This window comes from Murimonas intestini, assembly GCF_024622195.1.
GTDB lineage: Bacteria > Bacillota > Clostridia > Lachnospirales > Lachnospiraceae > Murimonas > Murimonas intestini.
Genome location: NZ_JANKBI010000004.1, coordinates 100448 through 122677, shown reverse-complemented (window position 1 = coordinate 122677; position 22230 = coordinate 100448). Strand labels below are relative to the sequence as shown.

Genomic DNA, 22230 nt, shown 5'->3' with positions numbered 1-22230 from the left:
CAGCAGATAAATAGCGGGCAATTAGCTGCGCGGTGCAGGAAATGGTGCACCGCGCATCCTTAAAGAAAGGACAGTTATGAAACAATTAAAGAAAAGAATGGGATATTTCGTATTTTTGATTCCCTCCCTGATCCTGTTTACATTCTGCGTGATCTACCCGTTTTTTTCCGGGATCCATCTGGCATTCACGGACTGGGACGGTATTGCCAGGTCTTATGATTACGTGGGCATAGATAATTTTATCAGGCTGTTTTCAGACAAAAAGGTAGTAGCGCCAATTCAGAATACAGTGATATACGGTGTGGCTGTAACGGCCATCAACAATGTGCTGGCCCTGTCCCTTGCGATCATACTCAGCAAAAAGCTGAAAGGGAAAGCCTTTTTTAAGACGAGCTTTTTTATCCCTCTGGCCATCAGCGCAGTCCTGGCTTCCTTTGTATGGAAATATATTGATTCCAATATGTTCTCCATGGTGCTGGGAAAATCCCTGCTGGGCAGCCGCAGGACTGTGCTGACGGGCATCATTATCATATCCCTGTGGAATAATCTTGGCTCAAATGTCATGATCTATATGGCTGGCCTCACAGGCATACCAAAAGACTATATGGAAGCCGCAATGATAGACGGCGCAAACAGCAGGAAAAGATTCTGGAATGTCACGGTCCCCATGCTGATGCCATCTTTTACGATCTGCATTACTCTTACCCTGACATCCTCCCTCAGAGAGTTCGGAACAGTCCTTGCAGCCACAGGGGGAGGTCCGGCAGGTTCCTCAGAGACAGTGGCAATACTGATCTACAATTATATGTTTAAGTACTCCAGGGCTGGATATGCACAAGCTGTATCACTTGTATTCATGGCATTTCTGGTGATTATAGGCCTTGCATTGACAAAGTTTTTCAGAAGTAAGGAGATAGAAGCGTGATGAAACAGGATAGAGTCAATTTTATTGGAAAAATATTTCTGGCAGTCTTAACTGTTATCTTTCTCTGGCCGTTTTTTATCTGCCTGCTGATGTCAGTGAAATCAAAGCAGGAGACATCTCTTGGGATCTTGTCTCTTCCGGAAATGATACATTGGGAGAATTTCAGCGCGGCCATGGAGAAGGCAAATATTCTGGTCTCCATGAAGAACAGCATTATTATTACCCTGTGCAGCGTGGTTATCATAGTACTTGTGGCTTCTACTGCGGCCTACGCGATAGGGAGGCAGTACAACAGGAAGTTTTACCGTTTCTATGAGACGCTGCTTGTCAGTTCCATGATGCTGCCCTTTCAGGTCATTATGATTCCTGTCTACAGGATGTATAAGGGGATGAACCTGTTAAATACAAGGTCAGGCGCCATCATCATGATAGCCGGGCTGGCCATTGCCTATTCTACTGTGATGATAATCGGGTTTGTCAGGGCTATACCCATGGAACTTGAGGAGGCAGCTGAGATAGAGGGGGCCGGGAGGTTCAGGATATTCTTCAGGATCATCTTCCCGCTGCTCAAGCCCATTCTGGCTACAGTGGCTACACTGCAGTTCCTGGGCGTATGGAATGAATTCAACGTGTCTATCCTGCTGCTGCAGAATGAAGCTATAAAGACGATACCCATGCAGCAGTATGTGTTTTTCGGAGCATACGGGGCTGACTATAACACTGCATTTGCTGCAGCTGTCATCACCATGATCCCGGTAATTATCATATTCCTGATCCTGCAGAAGCAGGTGGTGGCAGGTATGACAGCCGGGGCTGTGAAGGGTTAGCGCAGTTTATAAGAAATAATTATAAAAAATTTGGAGGCAGGAAAATGAATCCGATATTACCGCTGCATTATTCAGCGCCGGACGGCGAGCCGCATGTGTGGGCATCTGATCCGGACACACTTTATCTGTATGCATCAAATGACCGCACAGGCGGATTTGGTATGGACCCCTGGCAGCATGTGTGGTCTACAAAAGACCTGCAGGACTGGACGGAACACAGACCGGGATTCGATGCACGCCAGGCTGTGGATTTTGAAGATGTTCAGCTGCTGCCGGCCAGCGACTGTGCGGAAAAGGACGGCAGATATTATTATTATTTTACGGCAGCTGGAAAACAGTGTGTTGCCTTCTCGGACAGACCGGAAGGCCCGTTCCTGAATGCCCGGCCCATAGAAGGGACGGACTTTCCGTCCTGCGGGGACCCGGCAGTGTTCGTGGACGATGACGGCAGCGCATACCTCTATTGGGGACAGTTCTCCTTAAGGGGCTGCAGGCTCAAGGACAATATGTACGAGCTGGAAGAAGAGACTCATGATACTATGCTCATCACAGAGGACGGGCATGGTTTTCATGAGGGCAGCTCTATGAGGAAACGTGGTGATACTTATTACCTGATTTACTGTGACACGGACAGGGGCGCCGCTACCTGCCTCAGCTACGCTGTCAGTAAATCCCCATTGGGTCCGTTTGAAAAACGGGGAGTTATTATTGACAATGCAGACTGCGACCTGGCTTCCTGGAATAACCATGGCTCTATCGTATGCTTTCATGATAAATGGTATATCGTTTATCACAGGGCATGTTTTGGTATCGAGATGGGAGGCAGGAAGGCATGTATAGAACCCATCCAGTTTGATGAGAACGGAGATATCGCAGAAGTGAAGATGACTACCCAGGGCGCAGAAGGTCCCATCGATGCACTCAGGAGGATGGATGCTTACCGTGCCTGCTGCTTCCACAGGGAATCCCTGAGTATCCATGAAAGAAGCGAGTGTGATAATTTCTTCTGGAAAGTGCCTGTGACAGGGTGGCGGCGGACAATGCTGGACAACAGGATGAAGGGCGCCAGAGACGTGGGGGTGAGGTCTGCACACTACGTTGAAAACGGAGTACATAAGGAGTATCTGACTAAATTTACAAGCGGCGATGCTGCAGTTTACCGTTATCTGGATTTTAAAGACGGAGTCAGCAGGTTTACGTGCTCTGCATCCAACTACTTGTCATCAGCAAAACTGGAGATCCATATAGACGGCCCGGACGGTCCCTGCATCGGGGTGTGCCGGATCAAGGATACAAACGGATTCGGCCCGTGGAACTGGAGGACATTTACATGTGAGGTAGAGCCTGTAAAAGGAGTCCATGAAGTATGCTTAAAAACTTATCCGGATAATCAGTTCGGCGGATGGCTGTGCGACCTGGAATGGTTCCGGTTTGAACGGGGACAGGAAGAGAGCCGGAATGTATGAGGGGGATGGAAAAATGAACAATTTTCAGCTGCAGGTAAGAGGATACCGGGATAATATAGGCGTGGAGCGCGTCAGGCCTGTATTTGTGTGGAAGGCTCCGGTTAAATACAAACAGTTTACCATAGAGATGGCTAGAGATGAGCAATTTAAGGATATTATATTTTTGCGGGACACCCATGAGTGCTTCTGTGCTTATGACAGTGCCATGCTCAAGGCGGAAACTGTGTATTATATCAGGGTGCGCAGCGGCATGGGTGAATGGAGCCAGTCGTTTTTTGCCACAGGAGATTAGAGGAGTATTATGGCTTTTAATGATTTTTTACAAAACAGGAAGGGTGAGCCGGTCTTCCTGACCGGCCTGCAGTGCCACAACTCATCCAGCGGCACAGAGATGATTGACAGGACCATCAGTGCGGTCAGGCTATACGGCGGGAATCTCATAGAAGCGCCTGTATACTGGTGTGATATAGAACCGGAGAAGGATGTCTATGATATGAGCCTTGTCAGATCACTTGCGGATAAGGCTAAGGAAGCCGGGTTATACCTGATTCCCCTGTGGTTTGGAGCTAGCAAGAACGGCCTGTTTACATATGCGCCGGAATATATAAAAAGAAATCCTGAGGTCTACAGGCTGGCCAGAAACTTTGCAGGCATTCCTGTGGAATCTCTCAGCCCTCACTGCAGGGCCACCCTTGAACGGGATAAGAAGGCTTTTGCCAGGGTAATGGAATTTCTGGCGGAGTATGATAAAGACGGCACTGTGATAGCAGTCCAGGTGGAGAATGAAGTGGGGCTGGTACATACTGACAGGGACTATTCAGAGGAGGCGGAATATGAGTACAGACAGCCTGTGCCTGAAAACCTTTGGAATGTGGTTCTTGAAGACAGCGGCCGGGAGGTATCATGTCCCGCGGGACAGAACAGGAGGCATTCATGGGCTGATATATTCGGCAGACATGCAAATGAGGCATTCTGTGCATGGAAGCATGCGTCGTATATACAGGAGATGACAGAGGCAGGCAAGGAAAAATTCCAGGTTCCGTATCTGATGAATGTTTCTATAGAGATCAATGAGTGTGAGGCGCCGGCCCTGTGTTATGTGTCAGGAGGGCCTGTGTCAAGGGTGATGGATATCTGGAAGATCACAGCACCCGGGATCACCCTCTTTGGACCGGACATCTACCTGCCGGCTGAGCGGGATTACAGAAAGGCATGCAGGGCATACGCCAGGCCGGACAATCCCCTGTTTATTCCGGAAACGCTAAACGGAGGCGTGGGTGCAGCCATGAACATACTTATCGCAGCAGCTGAATATGGAGCCATCGGTATCTGCTGTTTTGGAGCGGAGAGCGGCATTGCAGGCGGAAAGCTGCTTCCTGAAGCAAGAGAAGCGGCAATGTCTATGAATATATTGTCTTCACTGGCGCCTCTGCTGATAAAATACAGGGGCACAGGACGTGTACACGCCGTCACACAGGCAGAATTCTCCCAGTGGCAGTATATCAAAACAGAAGAATATCATATAGCAGCCAGATTCCTGAGCAATGATCCAAAGCCCCAGCACTACTTTGGCTCCAGGATCAATCTGAATGCCCCGGAAAATGGATCCTGCATGACATGCAGGGGAAGATGCCTGATCATAGACTGCGGACAGGGGGAATTTTATCTGGCAGGCGCTGGAGTGTGCTTCTCTTTTTTGAGAAGGCCGGAGATAGAGGATAGGATTCCATATGCACATCTGACCTCCTGTCTGTCAGGACAGCTCAATTTCCTTTCCATAGAGGAAGGCCACTTTGACGGGAATACGTGGGTGTGCGAATATAAGCGGAATGGCGATGAAGCAAATTATCAGCTGTACGTGCATGAGGGCAGTGTGATACGAGTCAGGCTAAATACTGATATAAAGTGGGAATAGATAGAAAACAGTTGACATAGAATGATATCTATGAAAAAATAATAATAAATTATATAAAATACTCCTGTTAGTCACAGAAATTGATAAGTTACATCGTATTGGAGGGCACAAAATTTGGAGAGCAGGATTAAGATCCACAGGGAGAATTATGAGTATCTGCCAAAGAGATTTGTGGATAAAATAGATGCTGATATTGATTATATTGTCAAAGCAGATATACCGGGACTGAAAGGCGTATATCTTTTTGGCAGCTGTGCACGCGGGGAATTAAAAAGTACAAGTGATGTAGATATGCTGATAATTACAGAGAAAAAGTTGGAAGACAGGATGCTGGCTTCAGATATCAGATGGACATTGGCCGAAAGTAAGTGCGGCATCAGCACTGATCTTGTATATATGAATGAAGAGTCTGTTGAAGAAGACACTGTATTTAAGAAGGCTGTGAGACGTGACAGGAAAATAATCCTGGAGGTGATGTGATGATCAAAAATAGTTATCTGGATATTGCGGAAAATGATTTAAGATATCTGGAGTCAGTTCTTGAGACTGGCAGTACTTTTTATAATCAAATGTCTGTGCAATGCCAGCAGGTGGCAGAAAAGTTTCTGAAAGGATATGTTGACAGGCTATTTTTAAATGAGGATGTATCAGATTTATTAAGAAAACATAACATGAAAAAAATTGCAGCAAAACTGAATCAGCTGGACCCGGATTTGAATCTGGATACGATAGGGCTTGCATATCTTACAGATTTTTACTATGATGCAAGGTATCCGGGTGATGATTTTTACACAGTTACAAAGGAAGAATTTGATAAGTGTTTATCCATTATGTACGATACAGTGGAGAAGCTGAAAAAATTGAAATACTAGCATAGGCAAGGGGCCGTGTGGATGCATGAGAAAATGCACCCGCATGGCTCTTTTTTTGTTCTGTATTGTTCTGTGATTAGAAGCCTGCGGCACTCTGTCCGGGGAATAAAAACCAGGGGCAATATAGTGTTATTTTTCAGCAAGATACAGGGATGTAATGGCAAAATAGTATGCTAGAATTAAATTATGAATTGCAACGGAGGCGTAAAACAGGAGGATATTTCATTATTGGGAGGTAAAACAGATGAAGAAAAAAGCATTAAGTATTTTGTTGTGCAGTATCATGGCATTTGGATGTCTGGCAGGATGCGGAGATTCTGCGCAGAAAAAGGAAACAGAAAAAAATACTGCTGAGACTGAAGCTGAAACAGCAGCCAAGGAGGAGACGGAAGCGGCCAAGACTAAGGCAGGGGGGCCTGAGCTTACATTGATGATAACAAATTCTACGGATCCCTGGGCTGAAACTGTAAAAGAGATGGTGGAAAAGAAGTTTCCTGATTACAGTCTCACATTTAAAAACTGGGATGAACCAACTGTAGAGCAGACAGTTAAGACAGCCTTTGCAGCCGATCAGGCTATGGATGTTGTTATGTACTGGCCTACATATATGAAGAAATTCGAAGGCACAGGCATCCCAATGGATCTGACGGAGTATATGGAAGCGGATACGGAGTGGAAGGAAGGCTTTACGGACGGTATTCTGGAAGTGGGAAAGACAAAAGAAGGACTTCTGGCAATTCCGAATACAACAAACTATCCTATGCTCCAGGTGAATAAGAAGCTGTTTGAAGATGCAGGCGTGGAATTTAAAGATGTCATGACATGGGATGAATTCATGGCAGCCTGTGAAAAAATCAAGGCTTCAGGGAAGACGCCTGTAGCTGTACAGCAGGAGTGGGCTGGATGGTTTGTGCGCAACGCCCTGCTTCAGTGCTGGGACAATAAAGAAGAGCTGGATTCCTTCATAGCAGGCGAGGTTCCGTTCACGGATGAGAGAGTCAAGAATGCCATGGACAATATTGCTGATATGTATAACAGTGATTATGTGTATCCGGGCGGCAAGGAAGCCGTGACTACCTCCGCAGATGATGCTATGGCAGCCTTTATAAATGGAGATGCAGCAATTTTCTGTAATGTTGTGGCAAATGCCCAGTCTGTATCAGAGAAGGTAGGGGACAGATTTGAACTGGGCGTGATCAGCTGGCCAAGCATGGCGAAAACAGATGATATGAATAATCTTCTGGGATCAGCCGGCGGCTATATGATCATGTCAAATACGAAATATCCTGATGAAGCAGTGGAAATCCTGAAATACCTTACAGGTACGGAGGTACTGCAGGCAATGGCTGACCAGGGATCGATTGTGGCTAATAAAAATGTGACTTCAGATGATGCAAACTATCAGCTGTACAGCAGGGATGCGGATAAAGTATATCCGGATGAGGTGATCAATCTTTCTTCTGAAATATTTGATAATCTTGTTTATAATGAGCCCGCTAATTACCTCTTTAATGGAGAGTCAGCATTAGATGAACTGGAAGCACTGAGGGAGGCTGCGGCAGCAAAATAGAGCAGCCTGATGTTAAAAGCAGACGGGGACGGGGAGGATTCTTCCGTCCCTGTTTTGAATTAGGAGGTACTGCGTGAAGAATAGGAAAAAACAATCAGGTGTAAACCGGAAAGTAGTCATCGCGGGGCTTTTTTTCATGCTTCCCGCATTTGTGGTGATACTTATCACCATACTGATCCCTTTAATATGGAACATATACCTATCCTTTTGTGACTGGAAGGGCGGCGGGAGCATCTCTTTTGTAGGGATGCAGAATTATATCCAGTCATTCACCACAGCTGCAACAAGAGATGCCATTCTGCATTCTGTATTTATTGGAATCATTTCCACACTAGTATCAGTCGTGCTGGGGGTTCTGCTGGCTCTTGCCCTGTACAGGATCCAGGGAAGGCTGGGGGGAGTTGCCAGAGTCATCTTTTACAGCCCGAGTATGATGCCCATGACAGTACTGGGCCTGCTTTTTACATTTATATTTGCCGCGTCGGACAAGGGACTGCTCAATGCCCTCCTGGGGGCCATGGGGCTGGGAACCCTGCAGCATGCCTGGCTGTCTGATAAGGGGACGGTGCTGTGGGTGATCGCAATGATACAGGGCTGGAGGGCCAGCGGCACGATCATGATGCTCAGCTATACTGCCATGCTGAATATCCCCCACTCGCTTTTTGAAAGTGCAGAGCTGGAGGGATGCAATTTCAGGAAAAAGGCATGTCATATCATACTGCCGCTGATCAAGCCCACTGTACGTCTTGCCCTGTCCATGACGCTTGTTTGGGCTTTTAAGACATATGACCTTGTATGGACCATGACAAAGGGCGGTCCGGCAAATATGTCTATGACTGCCCCTATTATGATGATCAAGACAGGCTTCTCTTATAATCAGTACGGATATGCCGCTGCCATCGGAATGATCTCTACTGTTTTGATCGGCATCTGTATCCTTTCAGGCAGATTTATACTAAGGGGGGAAAGCTATGAATATTAAGACGAAAAAGAAAATTCCCGCCGGGTATATCCTGCTGTGCCTTGCAGTAGTCCTCTGTCTTGCAGTATACATATTTCCCGTAGCATTTGCGGCAATAACATCGCTGAAATCCACAGATGAATTCTATGCCAGCATATGGGCGCTTCCAAAAGAATTTCTCGTCAGCAACTATGCAAAGGCTTTCAGTGTTGGAAAAATAGGCACATATATGATGAACAGCGTGATCATCAGCGCGGCATCCCTGGTGAGCATCCAGGTTCTGGCCCTGCTGGCTGCCTATGCGCTGTCAAGGCTTAAGATCCCCCATGTGGAGATATTTCTTATGGCTCTCCTGCTGATGCAGGTGCTGCCTACAGAGTCCATGATCATCCCGCTGTATATAATCGTGTCAAAGCTGCATCTTTTAAATATTCCTTACATCTCTACGATACTGGGATATGTAGGATGGTCCCTTCCTGGTACTATTATTATACTGAAGAATTTCTTCGACACAGTGCCCTCTGATCTGCTGGAGGCTGCCAGGATAGACGGGAGCGGTGAGCTGAATACTATGGGACGGATCATACTGCCTCTGATGAAAGGGCCTATGGTGACATGCCTGATCATGAATTTTACATATGTATGGGGGGAACTGATGTGGGCCCAGGTAACTACGCTGTTGACAGACAAGGGAGTGACGATCACGGTAGGACTCCTAAACTTCCAGGGGCAGTACGGGACAAACTGGCCGCTTCTCACCGCGGCGATCGTAATGATCTTAGTGCCGCTGATAGTGATCTTTGTAGTGCTGCAGAAATATTTTGTGGCAGGACTGACGGCAGGAGGAGTAAAAGGATAGAATGGAGAATACAGAAAATATGGAAAATTTCCAAAAAATCAAAGAATTATTTGCAGAACCCACGTCCAGATACAGGACGGCCCCTCTGTGGGTATGGAATTCTGATATGACAGATTCAGAGATAGAAAAGTCCTTAACGGAACTGAAGACACACGGTTTCGGGGGCGCCTTTGTCCATCCAAGGCCGGGCATGCGCGTATCTTATATGGATGAGAACTGGTTCCGGGTCTGGGGAAAAGCATTAAAGAAGGCAAAAGAACTGGGACTCAAGCTGAATATATATGATGAGAACTCTTATCCATCAGGCTTTGGAGGAGGTCATGTGTCTGCCCAGCTTCCTGACTGCCTGGCAGAATCTGTGGGATACAGGGTGGTTTCTGCAGATGAGATGGATTATACAGATGAAGAAGAGTCCTGGATGGGAAATAAGAAAACAATTGCTGTATATGCCTGCGACAGGAAAGACGGCAGGATGAGTCTTACCCGGGAGGTGACGGATCTGCCGAGGAGCAGATGGAGGGGGACTGGCAGTTACTTTGCCATTCTGGAGCATCAGCCCTCCCAGACAGAGGGGTGGCTGGCGGGCTTTGCAAATGTGGATCTGCTGAGACCGGAGGTGACAAAGAAATTTCTGGAGATAGTATACGATGGGTATGCCAGCCATTTTCAGGAGGATTTTGGAGATACCATCCAGGCCATTTTCACGGATGAACCGTCCCTTCCGGGCAGCTCAGTTTACGGGCGTGACGGTGCAGTCAATATCCCAGTGAATCACTGGTTTGGATATGAGTTCCAAAAGAGGAAGGGGTATGACCTGATGGGATGCCTTCCTGCTCTGTTTGAAGACTGGGATAACCTGGACAATGAAAAGATCAGGCATGATTATTATGAGGTAGCCCAGGAGTTATGGGCTGAAAATTATCTGACACCCGTGCAGGAATGGTGCCGCAGACATCATCTGCCGTTCACGGGTCATTTTATGGAGGATGGCTGGCCTAAGCCTTTCTATGATGTGGTATCGCCGAGTGTGATGTCCAGCTATGAATATCAGGACTGGCCGGGAATTGACCTGCTCCAGTCAGGCAGGCTTAAAGGCCAGGCCAGCGAAGTGCAGCAGATCAGTATGCTGGAGGTCATGAGCGCAGCCCACCAGTTTGGCAAGGAGAGGGTATTCTGTGAGGCATATGGAGCGGGAGGATACGATTCAGGTCTGGAGGATTATAAAAGAATAGGGGATTATCTGCTGGTCAACGGAGTGAACTTTATTAACGAACATCTGAGTTACACCTCATATATCGGCGCCAGGAAGCGTGACCATCCCCAATCCTTTGACTGGAGGCAGCCATGGTGGGATGAATATACAGAGCTGAATGATTATCTGGGACGTCTGTCAGCAGTCTTAAGCCAGGGAGAGACAAGAGAGAGGATACTTGTGTTAAATCCCACGATGACAGGCTATCTCTATCCAAGGAACAAGGATACTTCTCAGCTGGTCCACAATAAGATAGCACAGGAGCCGGACACAACAGGCTACCTGCAGATGATACAGGATTTCCGCCGTCTGCAGTGGGATATCAGCCTGGGTGATGAGGTTATTATGAAACGTCACGGGAAGGCAGAGAAAGGAAAGTTGAGGATTGTAAGACAGGAATATGACACGGTCATCCTCCATAAATGTATGGGCAACATGCTTCCCTCTACGCTGCAGCTGCTCTCAGACTATATGGAGCAGGGAGGTCTCGTTTTGAGTGTAGGAAAGCCTGGTCCCTGCGTGGCCGGAGTGAGGAAAAAGGAGGAGTACGAAAAGCTCACTCTGTCCCCTGGATTTATGGAATTTAAGGATGAGCAGGAAATGCTCAGTTATCTGAAACATGTAAGGAAACCATACTTTACTACAGACAGAGAGCTGCCTGAGGGAGTAGAAAGTATAAGACGGATGCTGCCGGGAGGAAGAGAGCTGTATTTCATAGTAAATCACAGTACAAAAGATATATCGGTAAGAGCATTCTTTAACGGAAGAATGGCAGAGAACTGGGACCCGTGGACAGGCAGGATAAGCAGGCTGCCGCAGGAAGACTGCAATGGACAGATCAGTCTTTTGCTGGAATTGAAGGACGGAGGCTCTGTACTGCTCTGTATCTGTCAGGATGAGAGTCAGGCATGCTGCACGGATGGGGCATCTGAAACGGGTAAGGAGGCCGGAGCTGCCGGGTCAGAAGAAGAAAATAAAGTATGTGAAAACTGCGGTAGTTCTGCAGAAGAACTGCAGATAGGAAGCATCAGGGCAGAGGAGTGCAACGTGTGGCCTCTTGAATATTGTGACCTGTATATTGATGGTGAGATCTATCAGGACTGCTCTGCCATAGCGGCAGGAAATAAAGTATTTAAGAAAAGGGGATTCCTTGCAAATCCCTGGGATAATGAGGTACAGTTTAAGACGAGGACATATGAAAGGAATCAATTCTATACTGAGAACAGCGGATTTGCCGCTGTGTACCATTTTGAGGCCGCTCCGGGGTTCAGGCCCGGGAAGGTAAGCCTGGCGGTAGAGTATGGGAGCCGTTATGATATTACAGTGAATGGAAAGAAGCCTCAGCCTGCAGAGGGAGAATACTTTCTGGATGAGCTTATTAAGTCGTATGATATTGGCTGTCTTATACAGGAGGGCAGAAACGAGATCAGGATAGAAGCAGCTAAATTTGATGTGGAATTAGAAGTAGAGCCGGTGACCCTCAGAGGTGATTTCGGGGTATATGCGCGGGATGACTGCTGGGTGATGGATACACTGCGTCCTCTGGAGATGGGAAGCTGGAAAGGGCAGGGATATCCATTCTACTATGGCGCAGTCTTATATAAAGGAAAATATGACTATGACGGCAAGGGTGAGGTAAAGGTACATGTGGCTAAGGAAGAGGCGACTGCTGTCTCACTTCGTATAAACGGTGAGTATGCAGGGGCGCTCAACCTAAACGGGGAACAGGGAAAACTTATCACCTCCTTACTAAAGACAGGAGAAAACAAGCTGTCTGTCAGAGTCTGCGGCAGCATGAAAAACTGCCTGGGTCCCCATTTTGACCCTTCACGCCCACGCAGGACAGCCTGGCCGGATATGTGGAGAAGGGCGCTTAAGCAGGGCAGCCCCCGCCCGGAGGAATATGATCTGATCGATTATGGGATGACAAAGCCGATGATAATAGAAAGAGCATAATTAAACAGGCATTTAAAAAAGGTCTGCTGCCAGATTCGCAGCAGACCTTTTGAATATGGAAAAGGAGCATTGTTGCTTGTCACACGGCGGACAGCAACAGAGTATTTTCGATGAGATTAAAAGACAGAATATGGAATGTCCATCAGCTCTGCCACTTTTGAAAACAGGCCTGCATTATGGCCTGTGGACAGGGCAAAATGATGGGTAGGAGCCTCAGCAAACCAGCGGTCCATATACTGTACAGGTTTTTCGCTGAATCGGATATGTGTGGAGGTATTGCCGTTTAAAAGTATGGGTGCGTCAATAGCCTCACCCTCACTGATATTGAATTTCAGCCGTCCGTCCCCAGTCTGGGTGACACCCAGCGTGGTGACTGCACCCGGGCGAACCTTTGCCTCCACAGATACCCCGCTGCCCCGTTTGCCATGGTAAACGCCCATACCTCTTAGGATGGGCTTTCCTTTGGAGATGGCAAAGTGGAAGGGACCGTCATGGCCCAGTATCATTGTGTCACGGTTAAAATCAGCTGCCACGATCTCACAGAAGCTGCCGCCCCTTCCCAGGATGTCACAGATCTTCATAGCCAGGGCGGTTTTGATATCACCCTCCCCGGAGCAGGCTATACCCTGGGCGTTCAGAAGAGAGAAGCCTACAATAAAACCGCTCTGGACCTCCTCAAAGTGGTCGTCATGTCCGTGGTAATAATAGGATACACTGTCCAGGTCACGGTCCAGGACCATCTTTTCCTGTGCAGCGGCAACCCGGGCTGACCAGAGGAGCTGGTCCTGAGTGGGCTTTTTGGCGATAGGGTCAGAGGGAGAGTCACCTGATATCTGGAAGAAATCTTCTATCTGTTTCAGCTTAAGGTCAATATCCTCATCTGTCACAGAACCCAGGAAGGCATCCAGATCGCTCATCTCAAGGATTTCCACATGTATGCCTGTCTGAGCCTGCAGCATGGTGAGATCACTGTACATGTCCAGCATTCCGCTGTAGTAGCCACCAAGGAAACCAAAACGGGAATTCTGGAGAGTATGCCTGACCTGGGCGGCCTGGCACCATTCCCGGATCTGCGTCCATGCGTGGACAGCTTCCGGCCTGTCACAAGTCACTTCATCTGCTTTTGCAAAATCAGGTGTCTCAGGAAGGCCAAGCAGACCGTTTACAGCCCTGTAAGTGATGCCTGCCCTGTTAAAGGCATTTGATATCTCAGGGACAGGACAGCCTACACACTGGGCCAGCCAGCGGTCGGTCCCGGTGGTCTCGTAAGACATTTCAGCAGCAGGCTGGAGGTTTAGTATGATCACAGGAGCCCTGCAGATCTGGTGGATGGGAAGCAGACATGCGCTTGTGCAGTAGGTGGCGGAATGAGAGAAGATGATATCAACGTTGTTCCGGTTAAAGTATTCTCCGGCTTCCCGGCCTTTCTCCTCTGTGTCTGCCATTCCGAAATTGTATACTTCGCCCCAGGCCTGAAGCCGGCTGCAGATAAATCTGTTGTACCCCATCAGACAGTCATAGAGCCCCTCAAACTGATCCCAGTAGGCATGCAGCCCGGCGCTGTAAAACCCAATACGCGCTTTTTTAGTTTCTTTCAACTTTTGAAGTTCACTCATAGAAATAGCTCCTTTTCTTTATTGTGTAATCTGATTTATGAAGTAACTATAATATCATTATAAATGATACAGCAGAGAAAGCATCCCAGAATTTTGTTTAAAAGTAACAGTATATTGCTGTTGAAAAAACAAAGGAGGAAATGTATGAAAGAATATCTGGAAAGGGCTTCCTACACATGGAGTTCAGACTCTGTGCGTCTGATCAATACTCCGACACAGACGGCCCGAAGCAAGTTTTTTTATGTTCAGGAGGTGGGGTATTTTAAGACTGAACCTCCATATTTTACAGAAAGAGAAAATCTGAACAGCTATCTGATCGTTTATACGATCTCAGGGAGAGGCGTTCTGGAATATGGAGGCCAGAAATATCCGATCTATCCGGGTCAGGCATTTTATATCAATTGTATTCCCCATCAATACTATGCATGTATGGGAGGAGAACACTGGGAAATACTGTGGCTGCACTTTAATGGGGGAACGGCGAGGGGATACTATGAGGAATTCGTCAAAAACAGGTTTGCGCCTGTGCGGTTACAAGATACTTTTTTTATAGAGAGCACCATGCGCAGGATACTTTCACTGACCCAGAAGAAAGATATCCATTCAGAGCTGATATCTTCTAATCTGATCGTCAACCTTCTGACAGAACTTCTGATACGCAGCAGCAGTGAAAGCCTTTCTCTGTCGGCCATGCCTGATTATCTGAAGCATCTTCTGAAGGATCTGGAAAACCGCTTTCTGGAGCCATTTTCACTGGAAGAATATGCAGGCAGGATCGGACTGAGCAAATACCACCTGTCAAGGGAATTCCGGAAATATGTGGGGACTACCATGAATGAATACGTCATTACCATGCGCCTTAACTATGCCAAGGAGCTTCTGCGCTATTCCAAAGAATCAGTGGGGGAGATCGCGTATGCCTGCGGGATGAACCATGTCAGCCACTTTATCAACCTGTTCAGAGAGCGTGAGGGGATGACTCCGCTGAAATACAGGAAGGAGTGGAACGGGGTATGAAAGAGAGGGATTGTGACAAAAATGTAAGGTGAGGTATAAAAAATGTAAGAGAAAGCGATTTCATTTTTTACTCTGCTCCTTTATGATAATACTATAAGAGAAAGGGGTATGAAAAAATGAATACAGTGTTAAAAGTAGAAAATATTGATAAGTATTATGGAAATAAAGGAAGCCTCACAAAGGCCATAGACGGGATCAGCTTCCAGATTGAAAAGGGAGAGTTCGTGGGGATCATGGGCGCTTCAGGAAGCGGGAAGACTACACTTTTAAACTGCATCTCTACAATTGACAGGGTGACAGCCGGAAATATTTTTATAAATTCGAAAAATATTACCCAGCTCAAAGGAAATAAATTAAATAAGTTCAGAAGGGAAGAGTTAGGATTTATCTTTCAGGACTTTAATCTGCTGGATACGCTGACTGCCTATGAGAATATTGCGCTGGCGCTGACCATACAGAAGGTTCCCTCAGGACAGATCGATCCCAGGGTGCAGGATGCGGCAGCAAAACTGGGCATCACAGATATACTCTGGAAATATCCGTATCAGATGTCAGGCGGACAGAGACAGAGGGTGGCATGCGCCAGGGCGATCATCACAAACCCTCAGCTGATTTTGGCGGATGAGCCTACAGGGGCGCTGGATTCCAAATCGGCAAGAATGCTTCTGGAGAGCTTCAAAGCCCTGAACGAACAAAACAGTGCGACAATCCTCATGGTGACACACGATGCATTTACCGCCAGCTATGCAGGTAGGATACTTTTCATCAAGGACGGGCAGATATTTAATGAGCTGGTAAGAGGCAGGGACAGCCGGAAAGTGTTCTTTAACAAGATCATAGAAGTGGTAAGTCTTCTGGGAGGTGAGTTAAACGATGTTATTTAAGCTTTCTGTTAAAAATATGAAGAAAAGCTTTGGGGATTATACGATTTATTTCCTGACCCTGATCCTGGGTGTGGCTATCTTCTATGTGTTTAACTCCATGGATTCCCAGCAGGCTATGATGCAGCTCTCCGCATCTACAAAGGCTATAGTGGACCTGCTGCTTCAGATGCTTGGGGGCGTGTCGGTTTTCGTATCCATCATATTGGGATTTCTGATCGTATATGCAAATAACTTCCTGATCAAGAGAAGAAAAAAGGAATTTGGCATTTATATGACCCTTGGTATGGGAAAAGGCCAGATATCCAGGATACTTTTTCTGGAAACTATAATCGTGGGGATCATGTCACTGGCAGTGGGGCTTTTGATTGGAGTATTTGCTTCGCAGGGAATGTCAGTTGTAGTGGCAAAGATGTTTGAAGCTGATATGAGCCGGTATGAATTTGTTTTTTCAAAAGCGGCCTGCATTAAGACAATAGTTTATTTTGGGATCATGTATCTGGCAGTCATTCTTATGAACATGATCTCAATCTCTAAGCTCAATCTCATTGACCTGCTGACTGCTGTTAAGAAATCGGAGAGCATAAAGGTAAAGAATGCGGCTGTGTCTGTGATCGTTTTCCTGGCATCAATAGGAATGCTGGTTTATGCCTACTATAATGTAGCATACAAAACATCGTCTATCGGTCCCGGCAGTATAATGCTCATGATCGCAATAGGTTCCTTGGGGACATTTCTGTTCTTCTGGTCACTGGCGGGCTTCTTGCTGAAGCTGGTCCAGACCAGCAGGAAGACTTACTTTAAAGGCCTGAACATGTTTATCATGAGACAGATAAACAGTAAGATAAATACCATGGTGTTCTCTATGACGATCATCTGCCTGATGCTTTTTATGACAATAGGTGTGCTGTCCTCCGGTATGTCGCTCAATACTTCTGTAAAGGAAGGCCTGAAGGAAAACGCACCGGTTGATGTAAACTTGTGGATCCCCGTAAGGGAGGATGGAAAGACGGCAGCAGATATGATAGAAGAAGCCGGGTATTCCATGGATCATTTTAAACCTGATTATGCTCTGGTGACAGAATATGCCACCAATGAACTGACCCTCAAAGATACTTTGGGGTCTGCTGTAAAAGAAATGGAGGCCGCATACACGATGCTGGATGATAGTACGGCGGAATCGGTCATGAAGGTCTCGGAGTATAATAAAATCGCAGATATGTATGGCCAGCCCAAGATAGAAGTCGGGCAGAATGAATATGCTGTTATATGTAATTATGACAATATGAGGGTATGGCGGGACAAAGGCCTTGAACAGGGCACTAAGATAAGCCTTGGGGGAGTAGAGTATTTCCCCCATTATGATAAATGCCAGGATGGATTTATTAAAATGTCTGGTAATGCCACTAATTTTGGGATCATTGTGCTGCCTGACGAAGCAGTAAATGAAGCATGGAGTGTAAAGAGCCTGCTAATTGCCAATTACAGTGCAGATGACCAGCAGGGAAAGGAAAGCATGGAAGCAGAGCTTGCCGCCCTTGATTCCCCGGCAGCCGCGGAGATAGATGCGGTAACTAAAATAAGCCTCTATGAGGGATCCGTAGGCCTGGGCGCAATTGTAACATTTATAGCCATTTACCTGGGCGTGATCTTCCTTATTTCAAGCGCAGCGATCCTGGCGCTGAAAGAGCTTTCTGACAGTTCAGACAACAGGGAGAGATATGCAGTGCTGCGGCAGATTGGTACGGATGAGAAAATGATAAACAGGGCGCTGTTCACTCAGACAGCAATATTCTTCCTGATCCCGCTGGCCTTGGCTGCTGTCCATTCTATTTTCGGCATCAAATTTGTAAATGTGATCCTGGAATCAATGGGAGCTGAGAGCAGGGGAGAATCCATTGTGGGAACTGCAATTTTCATCATAGCCATTTACGGAGGATATTTTATAGCTACTTATTTTGGAAGCAAAAGGATCATAGCGGGGAAATAAGGAAATATACACCTCCGCGCATCCACAAATTCAGATCTTTGCGGGTGGGCGTGCTTCGCAAGATAATGTGTAAATTTAGCGGTGAAGAGTCATAATTCTAAGTGATTATGGCTTTTTACCGCTATATATGCTGCTGGCCCCGGAATTTTGTACTCAAATCTATACGGAGGAAACAATTTAGGCTATAATAAAATCATGAAGATAAAAAAGCAGAGGTCCAGCATTATATTAACTAACTGTGACAATTAAAATGCCGGATTATGGCAAAAGATGTTGACAGACTCCAATAATACAGTTACAATAATAGTAATTATTACTATTATATTAAGGGAGGTCAACTATGAGCAGACATTTATCAACGGAAATAAGGGTACCTATTGACAGTGACAATCCGGCAATCATGAGACACGAGGAAAAATGCATCAAATGCGGGCAGTGTAAAAGGATGTGTGAGGATTATATCTCAGTGCTGGGAATGTATGATCTTGCAAAAACAAATGACAGAGCTATCTGTATAAACTGCGGGCAGTGTGCGAATGTCTGTCCTGTGGAAAGCATCACAGAGGTATTCGAGTACCGGCAGGTAAGAGAAGCGGTACAGGATAAGGAAAAGATCGTGATCGTCAGCACATCCCCGTCTGTCAGGGCATCTCTGGGAGAAGAATTTGGAATGGAGGACGGCAGTTTTGTAGAGGGACGTATGGTGGGACTTCTGAAAGCGCTGGGTGCAGATTATGTGCTGGACACAAATTTTGCAGCAGATCTTACGATCATGGAAGAAGCCAGCGAACTTATCTCAAGGATTACGGAAGGGAGCGGACCGCTGCCGCAGTTTACCAGCTGCTGTCCTGCATGGGTTAAGTTTGCGGAGACATACTATCCTGAAATATTGCCGAATATCTCCACTGCAAAAAGCCCGATCGGAATGCAGGGACCTACGATTAAGACTTATTTTGCACAGAAGATGGGGATCGACCCGGAGCGGATCGTAAATGTGGCATTGACCCCCTGCACTGCTAAAAAATTTGAGATCCGCAGGGACGAGATGAAGGCAGCCGGAGAGTATCTGGGAAAAGAAGGTATCAGGGATATGGACCATGTCATCACAACAAGAGAGGCTGCAATGTGGGCCAGAGAAGAAGGGATTGATTTTGCTTCTGTACAGCCGGCAGAATTTGACAGACTGATGGGACAGGGCTCCGGCGCAGGGGTCATATTCGGGAATACAGGCGGTGTTATGGAAGCGGCCCTGAGGACTGCTTATGAATACATAACAAAAGAAGAGGCTCCATCCCAGCTGTATGAATTGACTCCGGTCAGAGGAATGGACGGAGTGAAGGAGGCCAGCCTGCTGGTTGGGGATATGACAGTGAATGTAGCTGTGGTATATGGAACAGGTAATGTGCGCAGAGTAATAGAGAGTGTCAAGTCAGGAGAGAAAAACTACCATTTTATCGAAGTAATGACATGTCCGGGCGGGTGCATCGGAGGCGGCGGACAGCCCAAGGATAAAAACTTCCAGGGTGATGTGCTGCGGTATAAAAGGATTGCGAGTCTGTACAACAGGGATAGAACCATGAAGGTGAGAAAGAGCCATGAAAATGAAGAAATCCTGGCTCTTTATAAAGAATTTTACGGAAAACCGTTAAGCGGACTTGCCGAGAAGATGCTCCATACTGTATATCAGGACAGGAGCGCTGACTTGGGCTAAGTATCTGGCCTGCATGGGATTTGACAGAGTACTGCCGCAGTAACAGTTCAGCCTTTCAATGTTCCGCGAGGTGTTTTCGTGCAGAAAAAGGAGGTTTATATGAGAATATTAAAAGCAGTAGGTAAAATTGCGGCAGTACTTTTTTTAATCTGTATCTGCGTGTGCGGATATTTCGCTTACCAGGGATATCAGATGTACCATAAGGCAGAGGCCGCGCAGAGCCTGGAGGCAAAGGTGGATGAGATCAGGTCACAGCCGGGTTATACAAGTATAAAGGACATGCCCCTGACATATTTAGAGGCTGTAGTGGCAGTAGAAGACCACAGGTTTTATGACCACTTTGGAATCGATATCATAGCCATCGGAAGAGCTGTAGTCAATAATGTGAAGGCGCTCTCTTTTGTGGAGGGCGGGAGTACGATCACGCAGCAGCTGGCTAAAAACCTGTATTTTACTCAGGAAAAGGAGATGACAAGAAAGGCAGCGGAAGTATTTGCCGCTTTTGACCTGGAGAGACATTATACAAAGGATGAGATACTGGAATTATATGTAAACACCATATATTTCGGCAGCGGATATTACGGGGTGGGAGAGGCCAGCGAGGGATATTTCGGAAAAGAGCCCAGGTATCTGACAGACGATGAATGCACCATGCTGGCTGGGATACCCAACGCTCCTTCCGTCTATGACCCCAGGGTGAACCCGGAGCTGGCAAAGGAGAGGCAGCAGCAGGTGGTAAACCAGATGATTGAAAACGGATTTGTACCGGCTCAGTAGCCAGGATTTTTAAATACCTAAAAAACTTGTACAAAATACTGAATAAAATGAACTTGTAAGAAGAAAATGTGGATATTATACTAGAAACAATAGGGATAATGTGGAAAACTATGTGTAAAAGTGCATAAAGGTGTGCATTAACCGCAAAAAAATGTGGAAAAGTTTGAAGCAGAGACAGGGAGGACGAAATGAAGCATTTATCTTACAAAGAGATCATTGAAAAATACAGAGCAGAAGACCCTGAAAGCCAGGCAGAGGCAGTCAGGGAAGAACTGCAGAGGGAGATCAGAAAGAGCCCGGTAAAATTTGTGGTTCTGGATGACGATCCCACAGGAGTCCAGGCGGTGCATGATGTGGCTGTCTATACGGACTGGTCGGAGGAGAGCCTGGAAAGAGGGTTTGCAGAAAAGGAAAAGCTGTTTTATATATTAACCAATTCCAGGGGAATGACTGAGGAAGAGACCTCCAGGGTACATGAGGAAATAGCAAGGAATGTAGATAAGGCCGCCAGGAAGGCAGGTATTCCCTACGCTGTCATCAGCAGAGGGGATTCCACCCTGCGCGGTCATTTCCCGTTGGAGACAGGGATCTTAAATGATACTTTGGTGAAATGCAGCAGAAAGAGCGCTGACGGAGAGATCATGATACCCTTCTTTAAGGCAGGCGGAAGGTTCACTGTTGGAAATGTGCACTATGTAAAATATGGAGATGAGCTGGTTCCCGCGGGAGAGACTGAATTTGCAGGGGATAAGACCTTCGGGTACAGCAGTTCCGACTTAAGGGAATACATAGAAGAAAAGACAAAAGGAAAATATCCGGCAGAATCAGTGACTGCCATAACCCTTGAGGAATTGAAAAATGCAGATATAGAATCTGTTTATCAGAAACTTATGGCGGCAGAGGGATTTAGTAAAATCATAGTCAATGCCACAGAGCCTGAGGACCTGGAAGTATTCTGCACTGCCCTGTACCGGGCTATGGCTGCGGGAAAGGATTTCCTGTTCCGCACGGCAGCTGATTTTGTGAAGGCTGTTGGTGGGATCAGCAGCCGTCCTCTTCTGAAACGCCGGGAGATGACAGGGGGATCTGCAGTGCACGGAGGCATAGTAGTGATCGGCTCTCATACAGCTAAGACTACACAGCAGCTGCAGAATTTAAGAGAACTGAAAAATCTGGAATTTATGGAGTTTAACTCTGATCTTGTCCTTGAAGACGGGCTTGAACAGGAGACAGAGTCTAAGGTGGCCCGGGCGGAGGCTCTTATCAGGCAGGGCAGGAGCGTGGTGATATACACAAAACGCCGCCTGCTGACGCTGGAAAATGATACGAAGGAAGCGGCGCTCCTGCGTTCAGTGAGGATCTCGGAAGCTGTGCAGCAGCTGGTGGGAAGGCTTAGTGTGCGCCCTGCCTTTGTGGTGGCAAAGGGCGGGATCACATCAAGTGACATAGGCGTAAAGGCCCTGGGCGTGAAGCGGGCGTGGGTGTTGGGTCAGGTGCAGCCGGGCATTCCTGTGTGGAAGACAGATGAGGGCAGTAAATTTCCGGGGATACCTTATGTGATCTTCCCTGGAAATGTAGGTGAGGCAGATACTCTGAAAAAGGTGGTGAAGGAATTGAGCAGCAGCAAAAGGAAAA

General features: G+C 46.9%; 17 protein-coding genes and 1 pseudogene. 17 read left to right on the top strand and 1 reads right to left on the bottom strand.

Annotated features, from left to right (window positions below; translation table 11 throughout):
* The first annotated feature begins 76 nt into the window (after window positions 1-76).
* The 11 genes from NSB28_RS08400 to NSB28_RS08350 all read left to right on the top strand — a co-directional run bounded on the left by NSB28_RS08400 (window position 77) and on the right by NSB28_RS08350 (window position 12603).
* Window positions 77-925, top strand: coding sequence for a carbohydrate ABC transporter permease (locus NSB28_RS08400; protein WP_109626478.1), 849 nt, complete (start codon window positions 77-79; stop codon window positions 923-925).
* Window positions 925-1752 (top strand): carbohydrate ABC transporter permease, encoded by an 828-nt coding sequence (locus NSB28_RS08395; RefSeq protein WP_109626477.1) that lies wholly within the window; start codon window positions 925-927, stop codon window positions 1750-1752. The genes NSB28_RS08400 and NSB28_RS08395 overlap by 1 nt, the downstream gene beginning before the upstream one ends.
* 44 nt (window positions 1753-1796) lie before the next feature.
* On the top strand, window positions 1797-3218 hold the full coding sequence (locus tag NSB28_RS08390) for a family 43 glycosylhydrolase (protein WP_109626476.1): 1422 nt from the start codon (window positions 1797-1799) through the stop codon (window positions 3216-3218).
* 13 nt (window positions 3219-3231) lie between these two features.
* Entirely contained in the window at window positions 3232-3510 is a 279-nt protein-coding gene (locus tag NSB28_RS08385) for a hypothetical protein (RefSeq protein ID WP_148410652.1), read from the top strand.
* Window positions 3511-3519: 9 nt separating this feature from the next.
* A complete protein-coding gene (locus NSB28_RS08380; protein WP_109626474.1) occupies window positions 3520-5133 on the top strand; it encodes a DUF5597 domain-containing protein in 1614 nt (537 codons plus the stop codon).
* 114 nt (window positions 5134-5247) lie between these two features.
* On the top strand, window positions 5248-5613 hold the full coding sequence (locus tag NSB28_RS08375) for a nucleotidyltransferase domain-containing protein (protein WP_187374302.1): 366 nt from the start codon (window positions 5248-5250) through the stop codon (window positions 5611-5613).
* Window positions 5613-6005, top strand: coding sequence for a HEPN domain-containing protein (locus tag NSB28_RS08370; protein ID WP_109626473.1), 393 nt, complete (start codon window positions 5613-5615; stop codon window positions 6003-6005). Before NSB28_RS08375 ends, NSB28_RS08370 begins: the two co-directional genes overlap by 1 nt.
* Before the next feature lie 244 nt (window positions 6006-6249).
* On the top strand, window positions 6250-7575 hold the full coding sequence (locus tag NSB28_RS08365) for an ABC transporter substrate-binding protein (protein WP_109626472.1): 1326 nt from the start codon (window positions 6250-6252) through the stop codon (window positions 7573-7575).
* A gap of 73 nt (window positions 7576-7648) precedes the next feature.
* Window positions 7649-8557 (top strand): carbohydrate ABC transporter permease, encoded by a 909-nt coding sequence (locus tag NSB28_RS08360; RefSeq protein WP_109626471.1) that lies wholly within the window; start codon window positions 7649-7651, stop codon window positions 8555-8557.
* A complete protein-coding gene (locus NSB28_RS08355; RefSeq protein WP_109626470.1) occupies window positions 8547-9395 on the top strand; it encodes a carbohydrate ABC transporter permease in 849 nt (282 codons plus the stop codon). The genes NSB28_RS08360 and NSB28_RS08355 overlap by 11 nt, the downstream gene beginning before the upstream one ends.
* 1 nt (window position 9396) lies before the next feature.
* A complete protein-coding gene (locus NSB28_RS08350) occupies window positions 9397-12603 on the top strand; it encodes a glycosyl hydrolase (protein ID WP_109626469.1) in 3207 nt (1068 codons plus the stop codon).
* A gap of 116 nt (window positions 12604-12719) precedes the next feature.
* On the opposite strand, the gene NSB28_RS08345 is transcribed toward NSB28_RS08350, so the two are convergent.
* Window positions 12720-14219, bottom strand: coding sequence for an L-fucose/L-arabinose isomerase family protein (locus tag NSB28_RS08345; RefSeq protein WP_109626468.1), 1500 nt, complete (start codon window positions 14217-14219; stop codon window positions 12720-12722).
* Window positions 14220-14363: 144 nt separating this feature from the next.
* Here NSB28_RS08345 and NSB28_RS08340 point away from each other — a divergent pair, with 144 nt between their 5' ends.
* From NSB28_RS08340 to NSB28_RS25095, 6 genes and pseudogenes are all read left to right on the top strand, one after another.
* The gene (locus NSB28_RS08340; protein WP_109626467.1) at window positions 14364-15236 is read left to right on the top strand and encodes an AraC family transcriptional regulator; all 873 of its coding nucleotides are present in this window, start codon (window positions 14364-14366) and stop codon (window positions 15234-15236) included.
* 116 nt (window positions 15237-15352) lie between these two features.
* Entirely contained in the window at window positions 15353-16120 is a 768-nt protein-coding gene (locus tag NSB28_RS08335; RefSeq protein WP_109626466.1) for an ABC transporter ATP-binding protein, read from the top strand.
* Entirely contained in the window at window positions 16110-18107 is a 1998-nt protein-coding gene (locus tag NSB28_RS08330) for an ABC transporter permease (protein ID WP_109626465.1), read from the top strand. The genes NSB28_RS08335 and NSB28_RS08330 overlap by 11 nt, the downstream gene beginning before the upstream one ends.
* Before the next feature lie 340 nt (window positions 18108-18447).
* Window positions 18448-19818: a [FeFe] hydrogenase, group A gene (locus tag NSB28_RS08325; RefSeq protein ID WP_109626464.1), complete on the top strand. Its 1371-nt coding sequence runs from the start codon at window positions 18448-18450 to the stop codon at window positions 19816-19818.
* A 99-nt stretch (window positions 19819-19917) separates the two neighbouring features.
* Window positions 19918-20595, top strand: coding sequence for a transglycosylase domain-containing protein (locus tag NSB28_RS08320; RefSeq protein WP_109626463.1), 678 nt, complete (start codon window positions 19918-19920; stop codon window positions 20593-20595).
* Window positions 20596-20783: 188 nt separating this feature from the next.
* A pseudogene (locus NSB28_RS25095) lies at window positions 20784-22211 on the top strand (four-carbon acid sugar kinase family protein); the annotation flags it as partial.
* Window positions 22212-22230 lie beyond the last annotated feature (19 nt).